This window comes from Streptomyces kunmingensis, from assembly GCF_039533535.1.
Taxonomy (GTDB): domain Bacteria; phylum Actinomycetota; class Actinomycetes; order Streptomycetales; family Streptomycetaceae; genus Streptomyces; species Streptomyces kunmingensis.
On sequence record NZ_BAAATS010000051.1, the window covers coordinates 1 to 17,099 of the forward strand.

Genomic DNA, 17,099 nt, shown 5'->3' on the forward strand with positions numbered 1-17,099 from the left:
AGCCGGACTACGAACTCACTGCCTGATCACATCATTCCCTTGAAAGGAACTGCACCCTTCTTCGGTGCGGGGCATGGTGAGCGCAGGGATCACCGCAGGTTAATGCCGCTTCGGGTAGGCAGCGCTTGTGGGTGTCGGCAGCGGACGGGTGCGTTCGCTTGTTTTGGTGTGGTGCGTCTGATTTCTGTGATCGTTACTGTGCATGATCGGTGGGGGTTCCGGGCGGACGCCGTTGTCGCGGCTGAGTGGTGCGGCGCGGTCGGCGTGGGCCAAGCATGACTGTGACGGCGACGGCTGGATGCCGTTGTGGCGTCACATGGCGGTCAGCGCGGCTGTTGCGGGTCTGCTGTTGGATAATTGGCTGCCTGCCAGTGTGCGCAGGGTGGTTGCCGCTGTTCTGCCTGGTGGTGACGCGGATGGGCGTGCGCTGGTGGTGTGGCTGGCGGGGGTGCATGACATCGGGAAGGTCATGCCGGCGTTGGTCTGCCAGGTGGAGCAGTTTACTGATGTGATGCGCGCGACCGGGCTGCGGACGCGGTCGCGTCGGGCAATGGGGTCCGATCGGCGGGTTGTGCCGCACGGTCTGGCCGGTCAGGTGCTGCTGGGGGAGTGGCTGGAGCAGTGGTGCGGCTGGGTGGCGCGGCAGGCGGGGCAGTTCACGGTGATGGTGGGCGGGCACGACTGGGCGCCGCCGGAGCCCGGTCAGGTGAAGGCGCTGTTCGAGCATGAGGAGTTGCTGCGGACGCCGGGCCGAAGCGGCGGACTGTGGTGGCAGGTGCAGTCGGAATTGCTCGATGCGTGCGCGGAGCGGGGGAGCGGCTGGCGTATCGGTAGGGGAGCGTTCCTGTCATGCCGGTCGGGCTTGATGAGCCACCACGGTGCGGGCGATGCGGTGCGCGCGGTGGGACAGCGTCTCCAACGGATCGTCTGGTAGTGCGTATCCGTAGGAGGGGTCACCGACCGGTAGGCGGGCGACTGTCCCGGTGAAGTGCCGAAGTCTCTTGAGGGATCTCACCCCTTCCCCGGGCTGGATCAGGTCCGGGACTCGGCCCGGTTCCAGTCCTACGTGACGGGCGACGTCGTTGACCAGCGCCTTTCTGATGGCGGGCCAGGGGCCGCGCCCGGCGGCGCGTGCCGCTACGGCGACCGTATCGCTGTGCCGTTCGTTGCCGTCTTCGAGGAGCATGGAGTGCACCGCGAGGTTGAGTCCGTGATGTGTGGGCGTCGTGCATCGCTCGCCGTCCTCGACTTCCGGGCAGTCGCATCCGAGCAGGCGGGGCAGCACCGCAGCTCCGATCCTCTCCACCGGCTCGGCGGGAAAACGCGATCGCAGTACGGAAGCGGTGAGACCCGATCGCTCCGCACCGCGCTGCCAGGACGGCCGTGCTATCTCCAGTGCGGGGGAGTGGACGCGGGAGCCGAGGCCGTTCATGTGCATCGGGCTTGCCTCACCCACCCGCCTGACCCCGGCCAGCAGCGCAAGGACTTGTCGCGCTGCCTGTTCCCCATCACAGCCCAACTCATCGGCAAATTGCGAACGGTGGGCGGCCGACAGCATCCGATCCCAGAGTTCGTGTGCCACCGAGGCATGGCACAGCATGTCGGCGATGAGCGGATTCCAGGCCGGCTCGCCTCGCCTGAGCAGAACTCCGTCGAAGTCCACGGAGCCCCAGCACCAGCGGTGTGTCATGTACGCGGAGTTGTTTGCCGGTTTCTCCATGCGCCTTCTGTAGCCCTTCATCCTGTGAAGTCCCGCAGCCCCGTCGTTCCCATGGGAGGGGCCGGCGTTTTTTGTGACCGGTGCCGAGAATGCCAGCCTCCGGCATGGTGACGTGAAACCGGGAGGTGTGTAGCAGGGCCCAGTTCGGAAAGGCCGTTACACGACCGTGCGAGGGTAGCGGCCCGGCCAAGCGGCGGCTGTCAGCTGCCCCCCGACATCGTCAACGCGGCGGCCAGAGCGCAGAGTTGACCGTTCCTGTCTGACCTGCCCCCACCTCGTGTTACGTTCCTGCTCCGGCCTTAGGGCCGACTGCACTGGGTACTGGTCGGGTTTATGGGGGAGTGCGGTGACAGCAGGCACCGAAAAGGGAGACGGCTTATCACTGCCGGCCCCCCGGATTAGCTGGGACCCGCGGAAGAACGAGTGCGTACCCGTCGTCCGGATCGACAGCTCGTACGACAAGGTCACGCTCGTCGAAGCCTTACGCGAGGCAGACGACCTGGCCGAAGTCGCCGGCAGTACGCCCGGCGAGACGGTTGCTCTGCTGGAGTACCTTCTGGCGATCCTCTACAGCCTCGGGGCGCAGCCGGAGGACTCCCGGCAGTGGGTCGAGCATGTGGCATCGGAACGCTCCTTCGTCGAATTCGCGGATCGGTTGGAGCAGTGCTGCGACAAGACAGCCGCGCAGGGGTGTGAGCATTGGGATCTCTTCCATCCCACCGCTCCTCTTGGCCAGAACGCTCTTCTGGCTCCCTACCTCGAGGAGTACGGTGCCGGCCCGGCTCAGCTGGTGATCGAACGGGTCGGTGACTACCACCAGTTCTTCGACCACCATCACCTGGAACACAGCACCCCGCTGCCCGCCGACGCCGCGTTCCGCGCGATGCTTACCCAGCATGCCTATGGTCCCGGCGGGCGGGCCCGTATCGCCGGCAGGGCCACGCTGGGTCCCGCGCTGACCAATCTCGCCCGCGGCCGACTTGCCGGACGCATTCGCGTCCTCGCTCTCGGCCAGACCCTGGGCGACACGTTGCGGCTCAACCTCATTCCGTGCGCCAAGAACGCCCTCGGCTCTGATCACTTCAACCGGACCTGGACCGTCTCGCCCGAGCCGCGCCGGACGTTCACGACCAAGCCGCCCGGGCGCACCCCCGCGGGGCCGGCCGACCTCCATTCCGTACTGGGCCGGTCCGTCCTGCTGCGCCCCGCGGTCACCGCGAGCGGGGACATCGTGGTGGACCGGGTCCTGCTCGCGGCAGGGGAGCTGCTCGAGGAGCTGGACCCGCACCACATCCCGGATGCGGTGTACGCCGTATCCGGCAAGAACGGCGAGGTGCGCCCCATACGGGCCACGGAGGCCAAGGAGTTCTGGCGGGAGGCGCATGCCCTGTACGCGGCCGTCGCCGACCGCCAGGTGGTGCCCGGTGGCCGGCCGGGTAGCGCGGCCGGCCTCTACGACCGCATCGCCCGGCTGCCCGGGCGCCACCTGCGGCTGATGGCGGTGGGACTGATAACCCGCCAGACCACCGTGGTCAGCTGGGTCTGTGACACCTTCCCCTTCGTGCCTGGCCGTGAGCAGGATCTGCGCTACGCCGCCGAGCGGGGCTCGGCCCTCGCCGAGTACGTGGCCGGTGCCTTGTCCAAGGCCGCATACGCCGCCTGGACGGTCGCCTACACCAACCCCAAACCGGCTGACAAGAAAGACCAGATCGCACGATTCGACGCAGGCCGGGAACACTGGGCCCATACAGCCGAGCACTTTCACACGCTCCTGGACAAGACGATCGCCGCAGCCGACGACGAGAAGCGACTGGACGCGGCCCTGCTGGAGTACGCCGCGGAACTGGCCGCAGCCGCCCGCCGTTTTCTGCTCCACCGCCTGGACTCCCTGCCCGCCAATGCACAGGGCAACCGCGCCAGAGCCCGCGCACTGCACCGACTGAAGTTTCTGCTGCACGAGGACACGAAGGCTCCCCTGGAGCTGGCGAAGGGCGACCAGTCATGACGGCTTCACCGGACGCACGCCCCACCGCGAGCGCGGGTGAGCAGCTCACCGCCTGGCTCATCTCCCTGGTCCGCTCGCGCGAAGTAGGCAAACTGGCCGATCTGCGCCGCCCGCACGCGGAGACCGAGGCCAGGATCATGGCTGGCTGGGTGGACCCCGCCAACCGGGAGACCCTGGAGCTCGTCGCCTTTCTCTTCGCCGTCTACCACCGTGGCAGCTCCCGGCCGTCGTACGGCAGCGGCAGCCTGGGCACGGCGCTGCGCAGGATCGGCAGCGGGGACCACCGCGGGCCCGCCGATCCCGGCGCTGCACGGTTGATGGAGCGTATCGCCGCCAGCCGTCGCCTGCCGGTGCGTCATCTCCAGCATGCTGTCGCCCGGCTGCGCTCCTGTGAACAGAAACCACCGGCTTGGTCACAGCTCACGGATGACCTGATCCGCTGGAACGACCGCCGCAGCAGAATCCGTTACGGCTGGGCGGTCGACTTCTACGAGCCGGCCCGGCAGTCTTCCCGCCGCGCCTTCACCCCACCGACCGACGCGGAGGACGACGCGCAGTGACCAGCCCCCTCACCCTGTCCGGGCCCCAGTACCTTTCCCTGCACCTGCTGGAGACGCTCGCTGCCGTTCTGCCGGTCCGAGACGAGAACGGCATGCCGAAGACCATCGTCTACGGCGGTGTCGAACGCCACATGATCACCAGTCAGGCGCGGCGCCGTGCCGAACGCGTCCATTCCCGCAACCGCGCCAACCGGGGTGAGGGCGCCCTGGCCGGCCGCACCATGGGGGTGCGGACCCGCGAGTGGGCGGTGTTCACCGCCAGGGCCCTGCAGTCCTTACACGGCTGGGAGTACGACGAGGCACTCCGCATGGCCCGAGGCGTTCTGGAAGGAACCGGGCTGAAGTTCAGCGACCGGGACAAGAAGACCGTCGCCCACCTCACCAAGGTCCTTGTTTTTGCGCCGCGCGACGCCGGCGAGCGGATCGCCGCGCACGTCGAGTCCGTACGCGGTGAGCTGGAGGACTGGCTCGGAACGTTCCTTGCCGCGCAGGAAGCGGCAGCGAAGAAGGCCAAGAGCAAGCGCGCCAAGGCCGCGGCCGACGACACAGCGGATGGCGAGAGCAAGCTGCCGGCGCTGCCGGGGGCCACCCGAGACGCTGTTCTCGCCGCTCTCGCACCCCGAGATGCCATCGACATCGCGCTGTACGGCCGCTTTCTTGCCGAGATCGCCGACTCGCCCAACGTCGACGGAGCCATCCAGTCCGCCCACGCCTTCACCGTCCACGAAGCCGAGCAGACCGACGACTTCTACGCCGCGGCCGACGACGCCAAGATCGACCGCAAGGCGAACGCGCTGGACTTCCTGGACGCCGCCGAAGCCGCCGAGCACGGGGGCGCCGGCATGACCGGCTACCAGTCGCTGATCTCCGGCACGTTCTACCGCCATGCAGTACTGGACCGGCTGCGGCTGCGCACCAACCTCAAGGCCGCAGGATTCGGCGAGGACGAGCTCGCGGAGGTTGCCGCCGGAGCCGAGGCCGAGTTCGTCACGGCGTTCGTCGACGCGTTCCCCGAAGCGAAGAGGAACTCCACCGCATCCACCGGGTCGCTGCCCGTCCTCGTCCTCGCTTTCGACGGCGACCGTCCCTTCAACTACGCCTCCGCCTTCCAGAAAGCCATCGACGAATCCGTCGAGAAGGCCCCCGCAGGCGAAGTCGCGGCCCGCCGTCTCCTCGCCCACCATGACTTCGTCCGGGCCCGGCGTACGGATCTTTCCGCCGTCCGCGCCCTCACCTACGACCTGGTCGTCCACGGCGTACTCCAGGAGCTTGGCATCAAGGACGTCACCTCCGTCGAAGGACTCACCGCGTGAGCACCCCGCACGTCCTGCTCGTACGGCTCGCAGGGCCCCTGCAGTCCTGGGGGACGGGTTCCCATTTCGGGGTCCGCAGGGATACGCACACCCGGCCCACCAAGTCCGGGGTGATCGGACTGTGTGCCGCGGCGCTCGGCCTGGACCGCAGCGAGAAGCTCGGGGAGTTGGCCCGGATCCGCTTCGGTGTACGGGCCGACCGCCCCGGCACGCCAGTCCTCGACTACCACACCGTCGGCCACGGCACCTACCCCCTGCGCCCCCGCGACCTCATCACCGACCACCGTCGCGCCAAGGCGGTGGCCGCCTCCCTCGACGCGGCCACCGGGCCGGCGTTCGGCCACCATGAACTGGCCGGATGGTACGGAGCGCCCAAGTACATCGAGACCGACGCCACCTCCGGCGTCCTGGTCTCCAAACAGCTCTCCCGCAACGCCATGATCACCGAACGCTGGTACCTGGCCGACGCCGCCTTCGTCGCAGGCCTCCAACACCCCGACCCCACGGTGCTCACCGAGATCGCCACTGCCCTCGAAACCCCACGGCAACTCCTGTGGCTCGGTCGCAAGTCCTGCCCGCCCACCGGCACCCTCGCCGGGCCCCTGTTGCACGCCACCATCGAAGACGCTTTCGCCCGCACCGCCCTGCTGCCTGACGAAGGAGCGGACGACGAGGAGACGACCGCGGCCGGCGGCCCGCCGTGTCCCGTCGCTTGGATCGAGGCCCCGCCCGGCACACCCGGTGCCCTACGCGTCAACGACCAGCCCATCAGCTTCGACAGCGAGACCCGCTCTCACGCCCCGCGCTACGAGAAGCGCCTGCGCATCACCATCAGCGACGCCAACAACCCTTGGGAAGGAGTCCTGCCGTGAGCTCCGCACCCGCCACCGTGACCAGCTCCCGTTTCGTCGCCACCCACAGCGTTCTCACTTTGAACGCGGCCCACCCCTACGTTGCCAAGTCCCTCGTCGACGCACACGAGATGCACCGCACCGTGATGAGCGGCTTTCGCGGGTGGGTCCCCGACGGCGAGCGCGACGCCCGCTCTCAAACGGGTGTCCTGTCCACCTGGACCGTGGACCTCAAAAACGCCCGTCTCGTCCTGGTCGTTCAATCACGCGTCCCCGCCGACTGGTCCCACATCCCGAACGCCGCACTTGCCGACAAGCCTCACACCCTCACCATCGACCGCACTCTGCGTACCGGCGACACCCTCACCTTCAGGACCGTGATCAACCCCGTCTACACCCGGCCCCGACGGGACCCCGAGACAGGCCGGACCATCGAGCGGGGCCGCCGCATCGCGCACACCCGCCCCGACCACGTCAAAGGCTGGTTCACCCGCCGCCTCCAGGCCATGGACGAACCCCGTAACGCGTCCGACGGGCTGCCCCGTATCGGCGCCACCGCGGACCCCGCCACCCTCGGCATCCGCATGCTGCCCACCGTGACCAGCGCCTCCGCCAAAGGACTTCGCGTGGTGCGGGCGGAGATCCGCGGCAGCCTCACGGTCACCGATCCGCAGGCGCTCTCCGCAGTGCTGGCCCAGGGGCTGGGGCATGCACGTGCGTACAGCTGCGGACTGATCTTGACGCGGTAGAGGAAGAGGGGGCGGTCAAGATGCTGGAGCGGCGCGCGCTGAGCGCACTCGCCGAGATGGCGACCGTTGTGGTGAGAAGCGCAGACGGCGCCGGCCCGGACCAAGGATTCCGAGGGACGGGCTTTTACGTGGCTCCGCGTACGGTGCTGACGGCCGCTCACGTGGTGCGTGGACAGACGGATCTGGCGGTGCATTCCGTGGCACGCGAGGAGACCGGGATCTGGAAAGCCCGCGTGCGCAGCGCCCTCGACACGCAGGAACCGCCGCAAGGAATCATCCCCGTCGAACAGGACCTGGCCCTGCTCGAACTCGTCGACGATCCCGGCGACCACGAATGTGCCTGGCTGACCGATCGGGCTGCCTGGCACGGTGGCCGTCTGGCCGGATACGCCTGCGTGAGCGAACCGAGCACCCGGCAGCCCGTCCTGTGGAGCGCGACGCTCGAGGTGAACGCCCGCACCGGCCCCTACGGCTGCGTTTCGCCCCCGCCGTTGACATCCCACCGGGCAGCAGCGGAGGACCCCTGGTGGATCCCAGCACCGGGGATGTCGTCGGCATGCTCAAGGCCCGCCGACAGGGCGGCGGCGGCCTCGGAGTCCTCCTCGCAGCCCTCCGAGGCTTCGGCCCCGAGTACCAGCGCATGATCACCGAGCACGACCGCTGGCACGGCACCCGCCCACTCCAGGTGACCACCACCACCTGGACCCGCGAACAGCAGCTCATGGTCCCAGCCGCCAACAGCCGGTTCCATTCCGACGGGTGGACCCCACAGGACCGGCGAACCGCGCTCCACCTGCTGGCCGAACTCCCGCACCCCGAGAACTCCGCCACCGTCGCCGAACTCGTCCTGAAGGCAATGGACGGGCAGCCAGCCCTGCCTGGCCCCACCGGCAACACTCCTGCCCTGCTGACCTGGCGCGACGGGCACGGGCTGCTCGGCGAAAGCACCGTGCCCCGCCCCGCCGCACTCCACCTGCGTTACCTCTGGCTCGTCGCCCAACACCTCAGAGCCTGCAGCGGCGCAGAAGCACTGCTCGACTGGATCGACCAGCGTGCCCAGTCCCTCGACGACCTCGGACTCCTGCGCCGCCTCCAGGGCCGCACCGTGCGACCTCGTGCTGCACATCCGGCCGAGGCACCTGCCCCCCAACCGTGCTGGACCTCGGGTGCTGCAGTGCTCATCGGCGTCTCCTCCTACACCCACCTCCCCGACGTCCCCTCCATCCGCAACAACCTCGACGATCTCGCGGCCCTGCTCACCGCGCCCGAGTTCGGCATCCCCGAGGACCGGGTCAAAGTGATCGCCGACCCCGCCAACGACATGGAAATCCACGACGTCATCGAGGACCTTGTCGAACAGGTCGACCCGTCCCACGGCGCTTTCCTGCTCTACTACGCCGGCCACGGCCGCAGCCACCCCGAGAACGGCAGACTCCTGCTCTCTCTCACCGGCTCCCGCCAGCACAGAGCCCACTCCTACTGGGCCTTCGACAAGATCCGCGATCACATCTCCGAATGCGGGCTGCCCATTCGCCTGGTCCTGCTCGACAGCTGCTACAGCGGTTCCGCCCTCGACACCCTCTCCGGACTGACCGACTCCTCGATCGCCATTCGCGGCACCTACGTCATGACCTCCTCCGGCCCCACGGAGCCCTCGGCAGTAACCGCCGGCCGGAACACCGCCTTCACCGCAGGCCTTCTTACCGTCCTCCGCGACGGTGTCGCCACAGCCGGCCCGGTTCTGGACGCCGAGACCGTGTACGAAGCCATCCGCACCTACTGCGCGAACCGAAACCTGCCACACCCCGACCGACAGATCCGTTACGACGGAGACCGCATCCCGCTCATGCCCAACAGAGCTCACCACCCCCAGGAGTCACGGTGACCGATCGCCCGGCCCTCACCCTCACCACCGTCGACGGCGCCCCCGCCCCCGACGCGCTGCGCCGTTTCCTCACCCGTGACCCCGCCCTCCAGCGCGTCGGCCGCACCACCTGGCAGCCCCTCGCCCCGCCCGACCCCGGACAACTCGACGCGGGTCTCGACATCCTCACCCTTGTGATCACCAGCGCACTCGCGCTGCCCTCCGCCCTCGACACCATCCGGCGCTGGTGCACCTCAACGGGCAGCGACGACACCGCGATCTCCGTCAGCGGAGGAGGCATCTCAGTCACCGTCAGCGGGGCCACGACGCCGGAACAAGCAGTTGCCCTGGCCGCGGCGTTGACCTCAGCCCTCCAGCCGGTGCCGGACCAGGCAGGAACGGTGACCGACGCGGACCCGACGTCAGGGGCAGAGGCCTGACAGTCACCCGCGAAACGTGATGGGCTTGGCGTGCCCTCGCATCCAATAAATCCGTGCCGCGATGCGCAAACGGCACTTTGCGGTAGACGATTGCTAGGAGCCGGACGGCAACGTCTCCCGCGCCGAGGCTGTCCCCACCTCCGTGAGAGACGGCCGGGTGAATCCAACGATGCGGCCTGGGAGTTCTCCTGCTGCCGTGAACTTGCGGGAATGGTCCGCGGTGACGAATGGCGAGCTTGTCCGGTGACTCCTGCTCCCCGCACCCGCGGGGATGGTCCCGTTGCGCTGCACGCGCTATCCATCGACATGGACTGCTCCCCGCACCCGCGGGGATGGTCCCGAACTTGTCATATCCCGGGCCGCCCAACGAGGCTGCTCCCCGCACCCGCGGGGATGGTCCCTCCGCCGCCGCGCCGGATGCCACCGGCCGACGCTGCTCCCCGCACCCGCGGGGATGGTCCCCTCCGGCGATGGACAGTGGGCCGCCGGGCACCCTGCTCCCCGCACCCGCGGGGATGGTCCCGCCACCACTCCTTCGACGAACCCGCCGCGGATCTGCTCCCCGCACCCGCGGGGATGGTCCCGGGCCGGGCCACACGGTCGGGGTCTTCAGCATCTGCTCCCCGCACTCGCGGGGATGGTCCCACCTCGGTCGGCATCGTCATCACCGATCACCACTGCTCCCCGCACCCGCGGGGATGGTCCCCGCGCCGTCACCGACCAGGTGCCCGGCGCACCCTGCTCCCCGCACCCGCGGGGATGGTCTGGCGGCCAGGGTGGTGCCGGGCGGGGTGAAGCGCTCGCGCGGGACCTTGCATCACGGCCTCGACCTTGCGGGTGGTGATCCAGTCCTCCGTCACAGAGCTGGTCGATCGTCGTGTTGCACAGGCGGGTGGGTGCGCGGCGTGGAGGCAACCACGTCTGGTCCGATACCGCGCGCGGTCAACGATCGCCGCGGCGGCGAGGATGAGGCCGCAGCTGGGCAGGGGGTGTCTCAGTGGGCGGGGGTCGGCAGGTGCCAGCTCGGTCCGTTGACTCCGCTGTAGGTGACGTGCTGTCCGGTCGGGTTGATGGTCAGCTCGAAGTCCTCGCGGGCGATCTGGTCGGGCAGCACGCTGGACACCGTCTCCACGGTGTTCCAGATCCGGCGCGGTCCGCTCTGACGCACTTCGCCGGATGCGTGCGCGATCGCGGTTGCGCCGTCGGGCGTCCAGATCCCCACCGCTTCAAGGCGCCCGGCCTTGTCCTTCCACGAGCACGTCGTGTGTCCCGGTAGCGCGAGTGAGAGGACGAACTTGAGCCGCTCCAGTACTTGGTGGGGCGCGACACTGGTTGGTTCGGGCGGTGCTGCGCGCACCTTGTCGAAGGCTGGCGCAGTGTCCGGGCCGCGTACGGACATGAAGAACGCTGGGATCGGCAGGAACTGGCCCACCGCGTGCTGGGGGTCCGTGACCGTCAGGGTGATGATCCCGTAGCCCAGCGGGGCGACGATGCGGGTACCGGCATGGCTCTGCTCCAGCAGGGCGGGCGGGATGTGGGTCAGGCCCACGGTGGCGATGATCCGGTCGTAGGGAGCGCGGGCAAGATAGCCGAGCATGCCGTCACCCGGACGGATCAGGGGGCGTTGCCCGGTCAGTTGCAGGCGCCGGATCGCGGCCTGGACAAGGTCCGCATCGGGCTCGATGCTCACCAGTTCCCTGTCACCGAGCTGGTCGCACAACAACGCGAGGTTGTAGCCGGTGCCCGTGCCCAGCTCCAGGACACGGTGCCCGGTGCGTACGTCAAGGGCTTCCAGCATCGCCAGCATGATCGACGGCTGGCTCGACGAACTGGTGGGCACTCCCTGGGCGTCGAGTTGCGTGGTCAGCGCCTCATCGCTGTAGACGCGCTCCAGATAGCCGCGATCGCCCCGGTTCACCGGCTCCCACGCTCCGTCGGCCTGCTGTGTGTAAAAGCGCGGTACGAACACGTGGCGCGGCATGCGGACGAACGGCTTATGCCAGGGCGCGTCGGCATCGGGGAGAAGCGCGTCGGCGAATTTCTGACGCAGGCCCACTGCGATATCGGTGTCGGGCCGGTTCACGAGGGTGCTCCTTGGAGGTAGTCGGCGTGCGCGGCGGCAATCGGCAGCCCGGTGCGGTTCTCCACCCACCCCCAGGTGCCGGCCGGGTTGTTCTCGAAGAACACCCACTCGCCCTCCGGCGTGACGGCGAAGTCGAAGCTGCCGAACACGATGCCGTAGGAGGCCAAAAAGCGCCGTACGGCCGTGGCGACGTGCTCGGGCACTGTGCACGTGTCGTAGGTGATGTGCTCGTAGTCGGTGCGCCAGTCGACGCCGGCCTTCTCGGAGCTGGTGTGCAGCGTCCCGCCGAAGATTCGGTCGCCGACCGCGACCAGGCGCACCTCGTGGGCCTTGTCGATACGCTCCTGGAAAAAGTGCGCGGTGAGGCGGATCGAGTCGTCGAAGGCGGCCGGGTCCACGACATGGGTCGCCACCATCAGATCCCGGTCGCCACCAGCCTTCAGACGGCCCCCCAGCACCGGCTTGCAGATCACCTCGCCCTTCATGTCCTTGGCGAACGCGCGCGCCGCGTCGGGGTCGTTGGTGATGATGCTGCGCGGCACCCGCAGCCCGAGACGGGCGGCGGCCACCAGCTGCTGCGGTTTGTGCGAGGCGATGCGGTCGTGGTGCGGGTTGTTGATCCACGGCACCGGCAGGGCCGCGAGCAGGTTGAGCATCGCCGCATCCGCCTGATCGCGGGCCCAGTCGTTATAGGGCTGGGGCACGGTGCCGACGATGAGCGGACGCCCGGGCCGCCTCCAGTAGACGGCCCGGACATCGGCGAGCCACGCCGTCCGGCGCCCGTCGTCCAGGACCCCCGCCCAGCCCCCCTCGTTCGCCGCGTGCGCGGCGGACAGCGTCAGGCGCTGTGGGAAGTCGGCGACATCGAAGCGGATGACCGGCACGCCGCGCTGGTTGAGCTGGTCGACCACCATGTCAGCGGCCGCATCGAGCTGTTCAGCGACGACGAGCACCGGGCGGGTGGCCCCGGTCATGAGGCGGAGGCGTAGTACGGGTCGGCGGTGTCGTCGCCCTTGCCGTCCATGTTCGTGTCGGTGCAGGAGGCGGCCTGCGGCATCGTGTGCCACGGGGTGCCGTCAGGCTGCTCGTTGAGCTGACGCTCCGGATTCCAGACCACACCGTCCAGGGACGTGGTGGCCAGGCACGGCGGCGCCGCCGCCTTCGCGGCGAACGGGATCGTAGCGGTCGCTGTCATGGTTCCTCCATGGGGAGTAGAGAGGGGGCAGGGCCCGCCGCCCGGTGCCGCATGCCGTTCGGCATCATGCCGGGGCGGCGGGAGTCTCAGAGGCTGTGCAGCAGGGCGACGGCGAATGCGCCGACGGACGCAGCGGTCAGCACGGTCGTGATGAGCGCTTCCAGCAGGCGCACGCGCAGTGGCGGGTAGCGATGCCTCATGAGGCCGGGCCCAGTGCGTCGGCCAACGCCTCAGCAGCGCGTACGAGGCGCATCACGAGCATGTACAACTTGTAAGTCCGAGTCGTTGGACGTCGGATTGGTCGGCACGTCCACGATCCGGTACGCCACCCTGAATGCGCCCAGCGTCGTGCGGGTCTGGTCCAGGTAATCCTCACGAGAACCCTCTCGCACTGAACCAGCACCAGGCGATTGGTGGGGGCAGACGTCAACTCCTGCACGGACCGTGCGATGTGGCGCGCCGCGGAAAAGTCGATGGCTCCCTCGGGTGCGGGTCTCACGTCGGCCTGGTCCTGCTTGCGCGGTGAGTTCACGGCGCTCACGGTGATGTCCCTTGCTCGAACGCTGGGTGACATCAGGATCTCGCCGACCCTGTCTTCGCGCTTCCCGTCAACGGGTATCCCCATCATGGGTAGGCTTTGCGATCACTTCTGAAGTGCAATGGGTCCTGTCCGCAGGCGCAATGAGGCACCCGATGAACGAGTACCGCCCTCCCACAGCATTGCCGCGTGAGGCCTTGGAACTGCCGGACATGCAGGCAGCTTTCAAGACGCACGACTTCGGCACGGTGTTCCGCTTGGCACGTCTCCACGCACAGATCAGCTACTCCAAGATCGCGGCAGAGTGTGACATCAAGCCGGAACGCGTGGGGTCCCTCGCAAAGGGACGCGGCAGCATCACCTCGTTCGAAAAGATCGCTGTCATCGCGGACGCTCTTCGCATCCCAGGGCGCCTGCTGGGTCTCGCCGACCGCTCGTGGGAGGCGAGTGGCACAACGCGAGAGGGAGCAGTTGCAGTGCGACGCAGGGACTTTGTCAGGAAGAGCACCGTCACGGCAGCGGGCCTCGTGGGTCTCGTCCCCCTGGAAGTGGGCCAGCGCATCGGCGTGCATGACGTCGAGCAGCTCAAGAGCCGTGCAGCGCGCTTGCGACGCCTGGACGACACTCTCGGTGGAGGCGACACCTTCAAGCTGTACCTGAGCGAGTTCCAGTCGACACGCGTCCTGATGCGCGATCACACCTACAGCGAAAACGTGGGCAGGATGCTGCGGTCAGTCATGGCCGAGCAGGCACAGCAGGCCGGGTGGGCTGCCTTCGACGTCGGCCGGCACCCCGAGGCCGCGGGTTTGTACGAAGCCAGCAAGACGGCTGCTCGTGAAGCCGGCGACATGGCACTGGAGGGCAACGCGTACGCGTTCCTGGGCTATCAGCACTCCGGAGGGGACCGGAGCAAGGCCGTAGCAACGGCGATCCAATCGTGCCGCACGGCGGGTCCTGAGGCCCCTGCTGGTGTCAGGGCGCTGCTCCACGAAAGGCTTGCCTGGGCGCATGCGGTTGCCGGCCATCCCCGTGACGTGGCGGCAGCGTTGGAGATTGCCGAAGAAGCCCTGCGGGAGCGGGGTGGCGATCTGGTACCCGACTGGGCAGCGTGGGTGGACACCGACGAACTGGAGATCATGAAGGGCCGGTGCTGGACGGAGCTACGCCGCCCACTGCGCTCGGTGCCTGTACTGGAATCGGTTCTGACCCGGTTCGATGACACGCGAGCCCGGGACAAAGCGCTCTACCTGTCCTGGCTGGCCGAGTCCTACTTGGCAGCGGGCGAAGTGGAGGGCGCGGCGACGACGGCTGGGCGTGCACTGAGCCTGTCGGCCGGCATCGCATCGGTGCGGCCCCGACAGCGGCTGCACCGCTTGTTGGATTCGCTGCGAACTTACTCGAACGTGTCCGAGGTACGAAAGTTGTTGGAGCGGATCGAGGGTTAGCCGAGCGTCTTGTCAACCCAGTCACGGTACTCGTCGGAGAACTCGGTGAAGGCGACGGCGTTGATCTCGGGCCGGTCCCAGGGGTGGTGCTCGCGGATCGCGCTCTCAAGCTGCGGGTAGCGGTCGGAGCGGCTCTTGAACAGGATGCGGTATTCCTCGCCGGTGCCGAACTCTCCGGCGTGCCAGAACGCGGAGACGACAGGACCGATGATCTGCGCTCCGGCGGCGAGCTGGCCTCGCACGATGGGTTCGACGAGCCGTATCGCTTCGTCACGGGTGGCTGTAGCGGTGGCGACCTGAAGGTAGTCCGTCATGGACGGCAGCGTAGACATCAGCATGCCTGTGTGGGAACGCCGGGACTCACCAGCTCCCTTCGATCCTGAGAACTACTTTCGAGCTCCCTGCGCATGACCCCAGTTGTGATGAAAACGCGCGCGAGCAAACGTGGCACATGCAGCGACACCGCGTGACAGCCTGGAGTTGCTGCAAATGTGAGCGGTGGCGCAGAGTTGGGGGAGACATGGCAGTTGCAGTGCCGAATGTGACATCGGCGCATCGGATGCTCGTGGGTGTGGTCATCGAGCGAGTTGGGTGGTCGTCGGCATCGGGTTCGCGGGTTCGTACGCGGCGGTCCGCGAGTTGGCTCTGGAGAAGGACTTCGAGAGCTCGATGACGCCCTCTTTTGAGTTGTATGTCGGAGTCAGGGAGAGTGCTCAAAAACCGGGCCCGGCCGTACGAAAACCCCAGGTCACTCAGCCTGCTCCCCGCGCCCGCGGGGATGGTCCCCCGGCGGCGGACTGTTGGGCCAGCTCCAGCGCCTGCTCCCCGCGCCCGCGGGGATGGTCCCGAGAGTGCCGCGCGGCGCGGGCAGCGGCCGATCTGCTCCCCGCGCCCGCGGGGATGGTCCCCTCGACTCCCGGTTGTTGCTGCGCGATGTCGTCTGCTCCCCGCGCCCGCGGGGATGGTCCCCACCTCAGCACCCGGCATGACCGACCCTGCCGCTGCTCCCCGCGCCCGCGGGGATGGTCCTGTGTGCCAACATGCTCAGACCGTCACCGAGGGCTGCTCCCCGTACCCGCGGGGATGGTCCCGGCCCCGGGGTATGGCCATCAACCGCCAAGGGCTGCTCCCCGCACCCGCGGGGATGGTCCCTCCAGCCGGTCCTCGGGGACGTCGCTGTCGGGCTGCTCCCCGCACCCGCGGGGATGGTCCCGACGTGGTCGGCGGGACCGTGCTCTTGCGGGACTGCTCCCCGCACCCGCGGGGATGGTCCCGAGGTGGCGGCCACCCGCGCCGAGATCCGCAGCTGCTCCCCGCACCCGCGGGGATGGTCCCACCGGCGGGCGCACGATCAGCGACTCGGTCGGCTGCTCCCCGTACCCACGGGGATGGTCCCAACTGTGTCCCGAAACGGACACCACAGACACCCTGCTCCCCGCGCCCGCGGGGATGGTCCCACCGGCGGTGTCCTCCCCGGCTACACACCCGGCTGCTCCCCGTACCCGCGGGGATGGTCCCGCGTCTGCGGATGAATCCTCAGGTTGGACGGGCTGCGCCCCGCACCCGCGGGGATGGTCCCAGCGACTCGTCGTACTGCGCGTGGCCGTAGTGCTGCTCCCCGCCCCCGAACACGGACGGCCCCCTGCTCCCCGTGCACGCGGGGGATGGTTCCTCGGTAGCGTCTTGAACGCCGTCTGGCGGCAACCCCGTTGTGATCGCCGCCAGCGGCCCGGCCGGTATCAGGGCCCAGCGGGACGAGGGCGATCATTGGGCGAGCACGACTGGACCGTGGAACAGGGAATCCCATGACTTTGCAGGAAGGCCAGCGGGTCAAGCTGGCCGCTGATCTCCGTCTGACCGACCCGATCGAGGTGTCCGGGGTGGTCATCGGCATCCTCTCCCTCGCCGCCGACGCCGAAGGAACCGTGGCAGAAGTCGTCGAACACGTCCGCGAGGACGCCGATGTCCGTGAGTACGAGCGGCTCAAGTCGCTGCTCGACTCCTATGGTGATGGCATGCCCCCGGAAAGCAGGAGGCAGCTGGAGCAGAAGGTCGGCGCACTGCATCCGGCGTGGGTGGCGTTCCAGGAACAGGGGCCGCTGGTGACGGTGCAGGTCCACTTCGACAACGGGCTCATTCTGGGCGCGTCACCGCAGGACCTTTACGTCCCCGTGTGAGAGCGGTGGCGAGGGGGCGCGTCCTTGCTGAACGGACACTGGGCCCGGAAGTGTGTCTGTCCGGTGGCAGATGTCCTGTTCTGCCTTGGCGGTCCTGGCGGCTGCGACAGACTGCGGCTATGCACGCGTGTGAGGCCCGCGTCGGACTGGACGACGCGA

General features: G+C 68.5%; 16 protein-coding genes and 2 CRISPR repeat arrays. Of the genes, 11 read left to right on the plus strand and 5 right to left on the minus strand.

Annotated features, from left to right (window positions below):
• Positions 1-202: 202 nt before the first annotated feature.
• Positions 203-934, plus strand: coding sequence for an HD domain-containing protein (locus ABD366_RS39930; protein ID WP_324775540.1), 732 nt, complete (start codon positions 203-205; stop codon positions 932-934).
• Here the strand turns inward: ABD366_RS39930 and ABD366_RS39935 are convergent.
• Positions 848-1,741 (minus strand): HD domain-containing protein, encoded by an 894-nt coding sequence (locus tag ABD366_RS39935; protein ID WP_411293871.1) that lies wholly within the window; start codon positions 1,739-1,741, stop codon positions 848-850. The two genes, ABD366_RS39930 and ABD366_RS39935, sit on opposite strands and share 87 nt — an antisense overlap.
• A 325-nt stretch (positions 1,742-2,066) precedes the next feature.
• On the opposite strand from ABD366_RS39935, the gene casA reads away from it, so the two are divergent.
• The 8 genes from casA to ABD366_RS39970 are packed head-to-tail and all read left to right on the plus strand — an operon-like array spanning position 2,067 to position 9,502.
• Positions 2,067-3,725 carry a type I-E CRISPR-associated protein Cse1/CasA gene (casA, locus tag ABD366_RS39940; protein ID WP_324775544.1) on the plus strand — a complete coding sequence of 553 codons (1,659 nt, stop codon included), beginning with the start codon at positions 2,067-2,069 and terminating at the stop codon, positions 3,723-3,725.
• Entirely contained in the window at positions 3,722-4,285 is a 564-nt protein-coding gene (gene casB, locus ABD366_RS39945; RefSeq protein ID WP_324775546.1) for a type I-E CRISPR-associated protein Cse2/CasB, read from the plus strand. The genes casA and casB overlap by 4 nt, the downstream gene beginning before the upstream one ends.
• The gene (locus tag ABD366_RS39950; RefSeq protein WP_324775548.1) at positions 4,282-5,598 is read left to right on the plus strand and encodes a type I-E CRISPR-associated protein Cas7/Cse4/CasC; all 1,317 of its coding nucleotides are present in this window, start codon (positions 4,282-4,284) and stop codon (positions 5,596-5,598) included. Before casB ends, ABD366_RS39950 begins: the two co-directional genes overlap by 4 nt.
• Positions 5,595-6,470, plus strand: a complete 876-nt coding sequence (cas5e, locus tag ABD366_RS39955; protein WP_324775550.1) for a type I-E CRISPR-associated protein Cas5/CasD — start codon at positions 5,595-5,597, stop codon at positions 6,468-6,470. The genes ABD366_RS39950 and cas5e overlap by 4 nt, the downstream gene beginning before the upstream one ends.
• The gene (locus tag ABD366_RS39960; RefSeq protein WP_324775552.1) at positions 6,467-7,198 is read left to right on the plus strand and encodes a type I-E CRISPR-associated protein Cas6/Cse3/CasE; all 732 of its coding nucleotides are present in this window, start codon (positions 6,467-6,469) and stop codon (positions 7,196-7,198) included. The genes cas5e and ABD366_RS39960 overlap by 4 nt, the downstream gene beginning before the upstream one ends.
• Before the next feature lie 56 nt (positions 7,199-7,254).
• Positions 7,255-7,842 (plus strand): S1 family peptidase, encoded by a 588-nt coding sequence (locus tag ABD366_RS43715; protein WP_411293872.1) that lies wholly within the window; start codon positions 7,255-7,257, stop codon positions 7,840-7,842.
• Positions 7,725-9,083: a caspase family protein gene (locus ABD366_RS39965; RefSeq protein ID WP_324775554.1), complete on the plus strand. Its 1,359-nt coding sequence runs from the start codon at positions 7,725-7,727 to the stop codon at positions 9,081-9,083. Before ABD366_RS43715 ends, ABD366_RS39965 begins: the two co-directional genes overlap by 118 nt.
• Positions 9,080-9,502, plus strand: a complete 423-nt coding sequence (locus tag ABD366_RS39970) for an effector-associated constant component EACC1 (RefSeq protein ID WP_324775556.1) — start codon at positions 9,080-9,082, stop codon at positions 9,500-9,502. Before ABD366_RS39965 ends, ABD366_RS39970 begins: the two co-directional genes overlap by 4 nt.
• Before the next feature lie 250 nt (positions 9,503-9,752).
• Positions 9,753-10,269: direct repeats of the CRISPR family, unit length 29 nt; unit sequence CTGCTCCCCGCACCCGCGGGGATGGTCCC.
• Positions 10,270-10,496: 227 nt separating this feature from the next.
• Here ABD366_RS39970 and ABD366_RS39975 read toward each other — a convergent pair.
• Genes ABD366_RS39975 through ABD366_RS39985 form a run of 3 tightly spaced genes read right to left on the minus strand, consistent with a single transcriptional unit; the run spans position 10,497 to position 12,780 of the window.
• Positions 10,497-11,585 carry a methyltransferase domain-containing protein gene (locus tag ABD366_RS39975; RefSeq protein WP_324775558.1) on the minus strand — a complete coding sequence of 363 codons (1,089 nt, stop codon included), beginning with the start codon at positions 11,583-11,585 and terminating at the stop codon, positions 10,497-10,499.
• A complete protein-coding gene (gene tgmB, locus ABD366_RS39980) occupies positions 11,582-12,559 on the minus strand; it encodes an ATP-grasp ribosomal peptide maturase (protein ID WP_324775560.1) in 978 nt (325 codons plus the stop codon). The genes ABD366_RS39975 and tgmB overlap by 4 nt, the downstream gene beginning before the upstream one ends.
• Complete coding sequence (locus ABD366_RS39985; RefSeq protein ID WP_324775562.1) at positions 12,556-12,780, minus strand: hypothetical protein; 225 nt, start codon at positions 12,778-12,780, stop codon at positions 12,556-12,558. Before ABD366_RS39985 ends, tgmB begins: the two co-directional genes overlap by 4 nt.
• 693 nt (positions 12,781-13,473) lie before the next feature.
• On the opposite strand from ABD366_RS39985, the gene ABD366_RS39990 reads away from it, so the two are divergent.
• Positions 13,474-14,763, plus strand: a complete 1,290-nt coding sequence (locus ABD366_RS39990; protein WP_324775564.1) for an NsdA family TPR-like regulatory protein — start codon at positions 13,474-13,476, stop codon at positions 14,761-14,763.
• On the opposite strand, the gene cutA is transcribed toward ABD366_RS39990, so the two are convergent.
• Positions 14,760-15,077, minus strand: coding sequence for a divalent-cation tolerance protein CutA (gene cutA, locus ABD366_RS39995; RefSeq protein WP_324775567.1), 318 nt, complete (start codon positions 15,075-15,077; stop codon positions 14,760-14,762). The two genes, ABD366_RS39990 and cutA, sit on opposite strands and share 4 nt — an antisense overlap.
• Before the next feature lie 443 nt (positions 15,078-15,520).
• A CRISPR array of direct repeats spans positions 15,521-16,342; the repeat unit is 29 nt; unit sequence CTGCTCCCCGCACCCGCGGGGATGGTCCC.
• Between the two features lie 226 nt (positions 16,343-16,568).
• Here cutA and ABD366_RS40000 point away from each other — a divergent pair.
• The gene (locus ABD366_RS40000) at positions 16,569-16,940 is read left to right on the plus strand and encodes a hypothetical protein (protein WP_324775569.1); all 372 of its coding nucleotides are present in this window, start codon (positions 16,569-16,571) and stop codon (positions 16,938-16,940) included.
• The last annotated feature ends 159 nt before the right edge of the window (positions 16,941-17,099 follow it).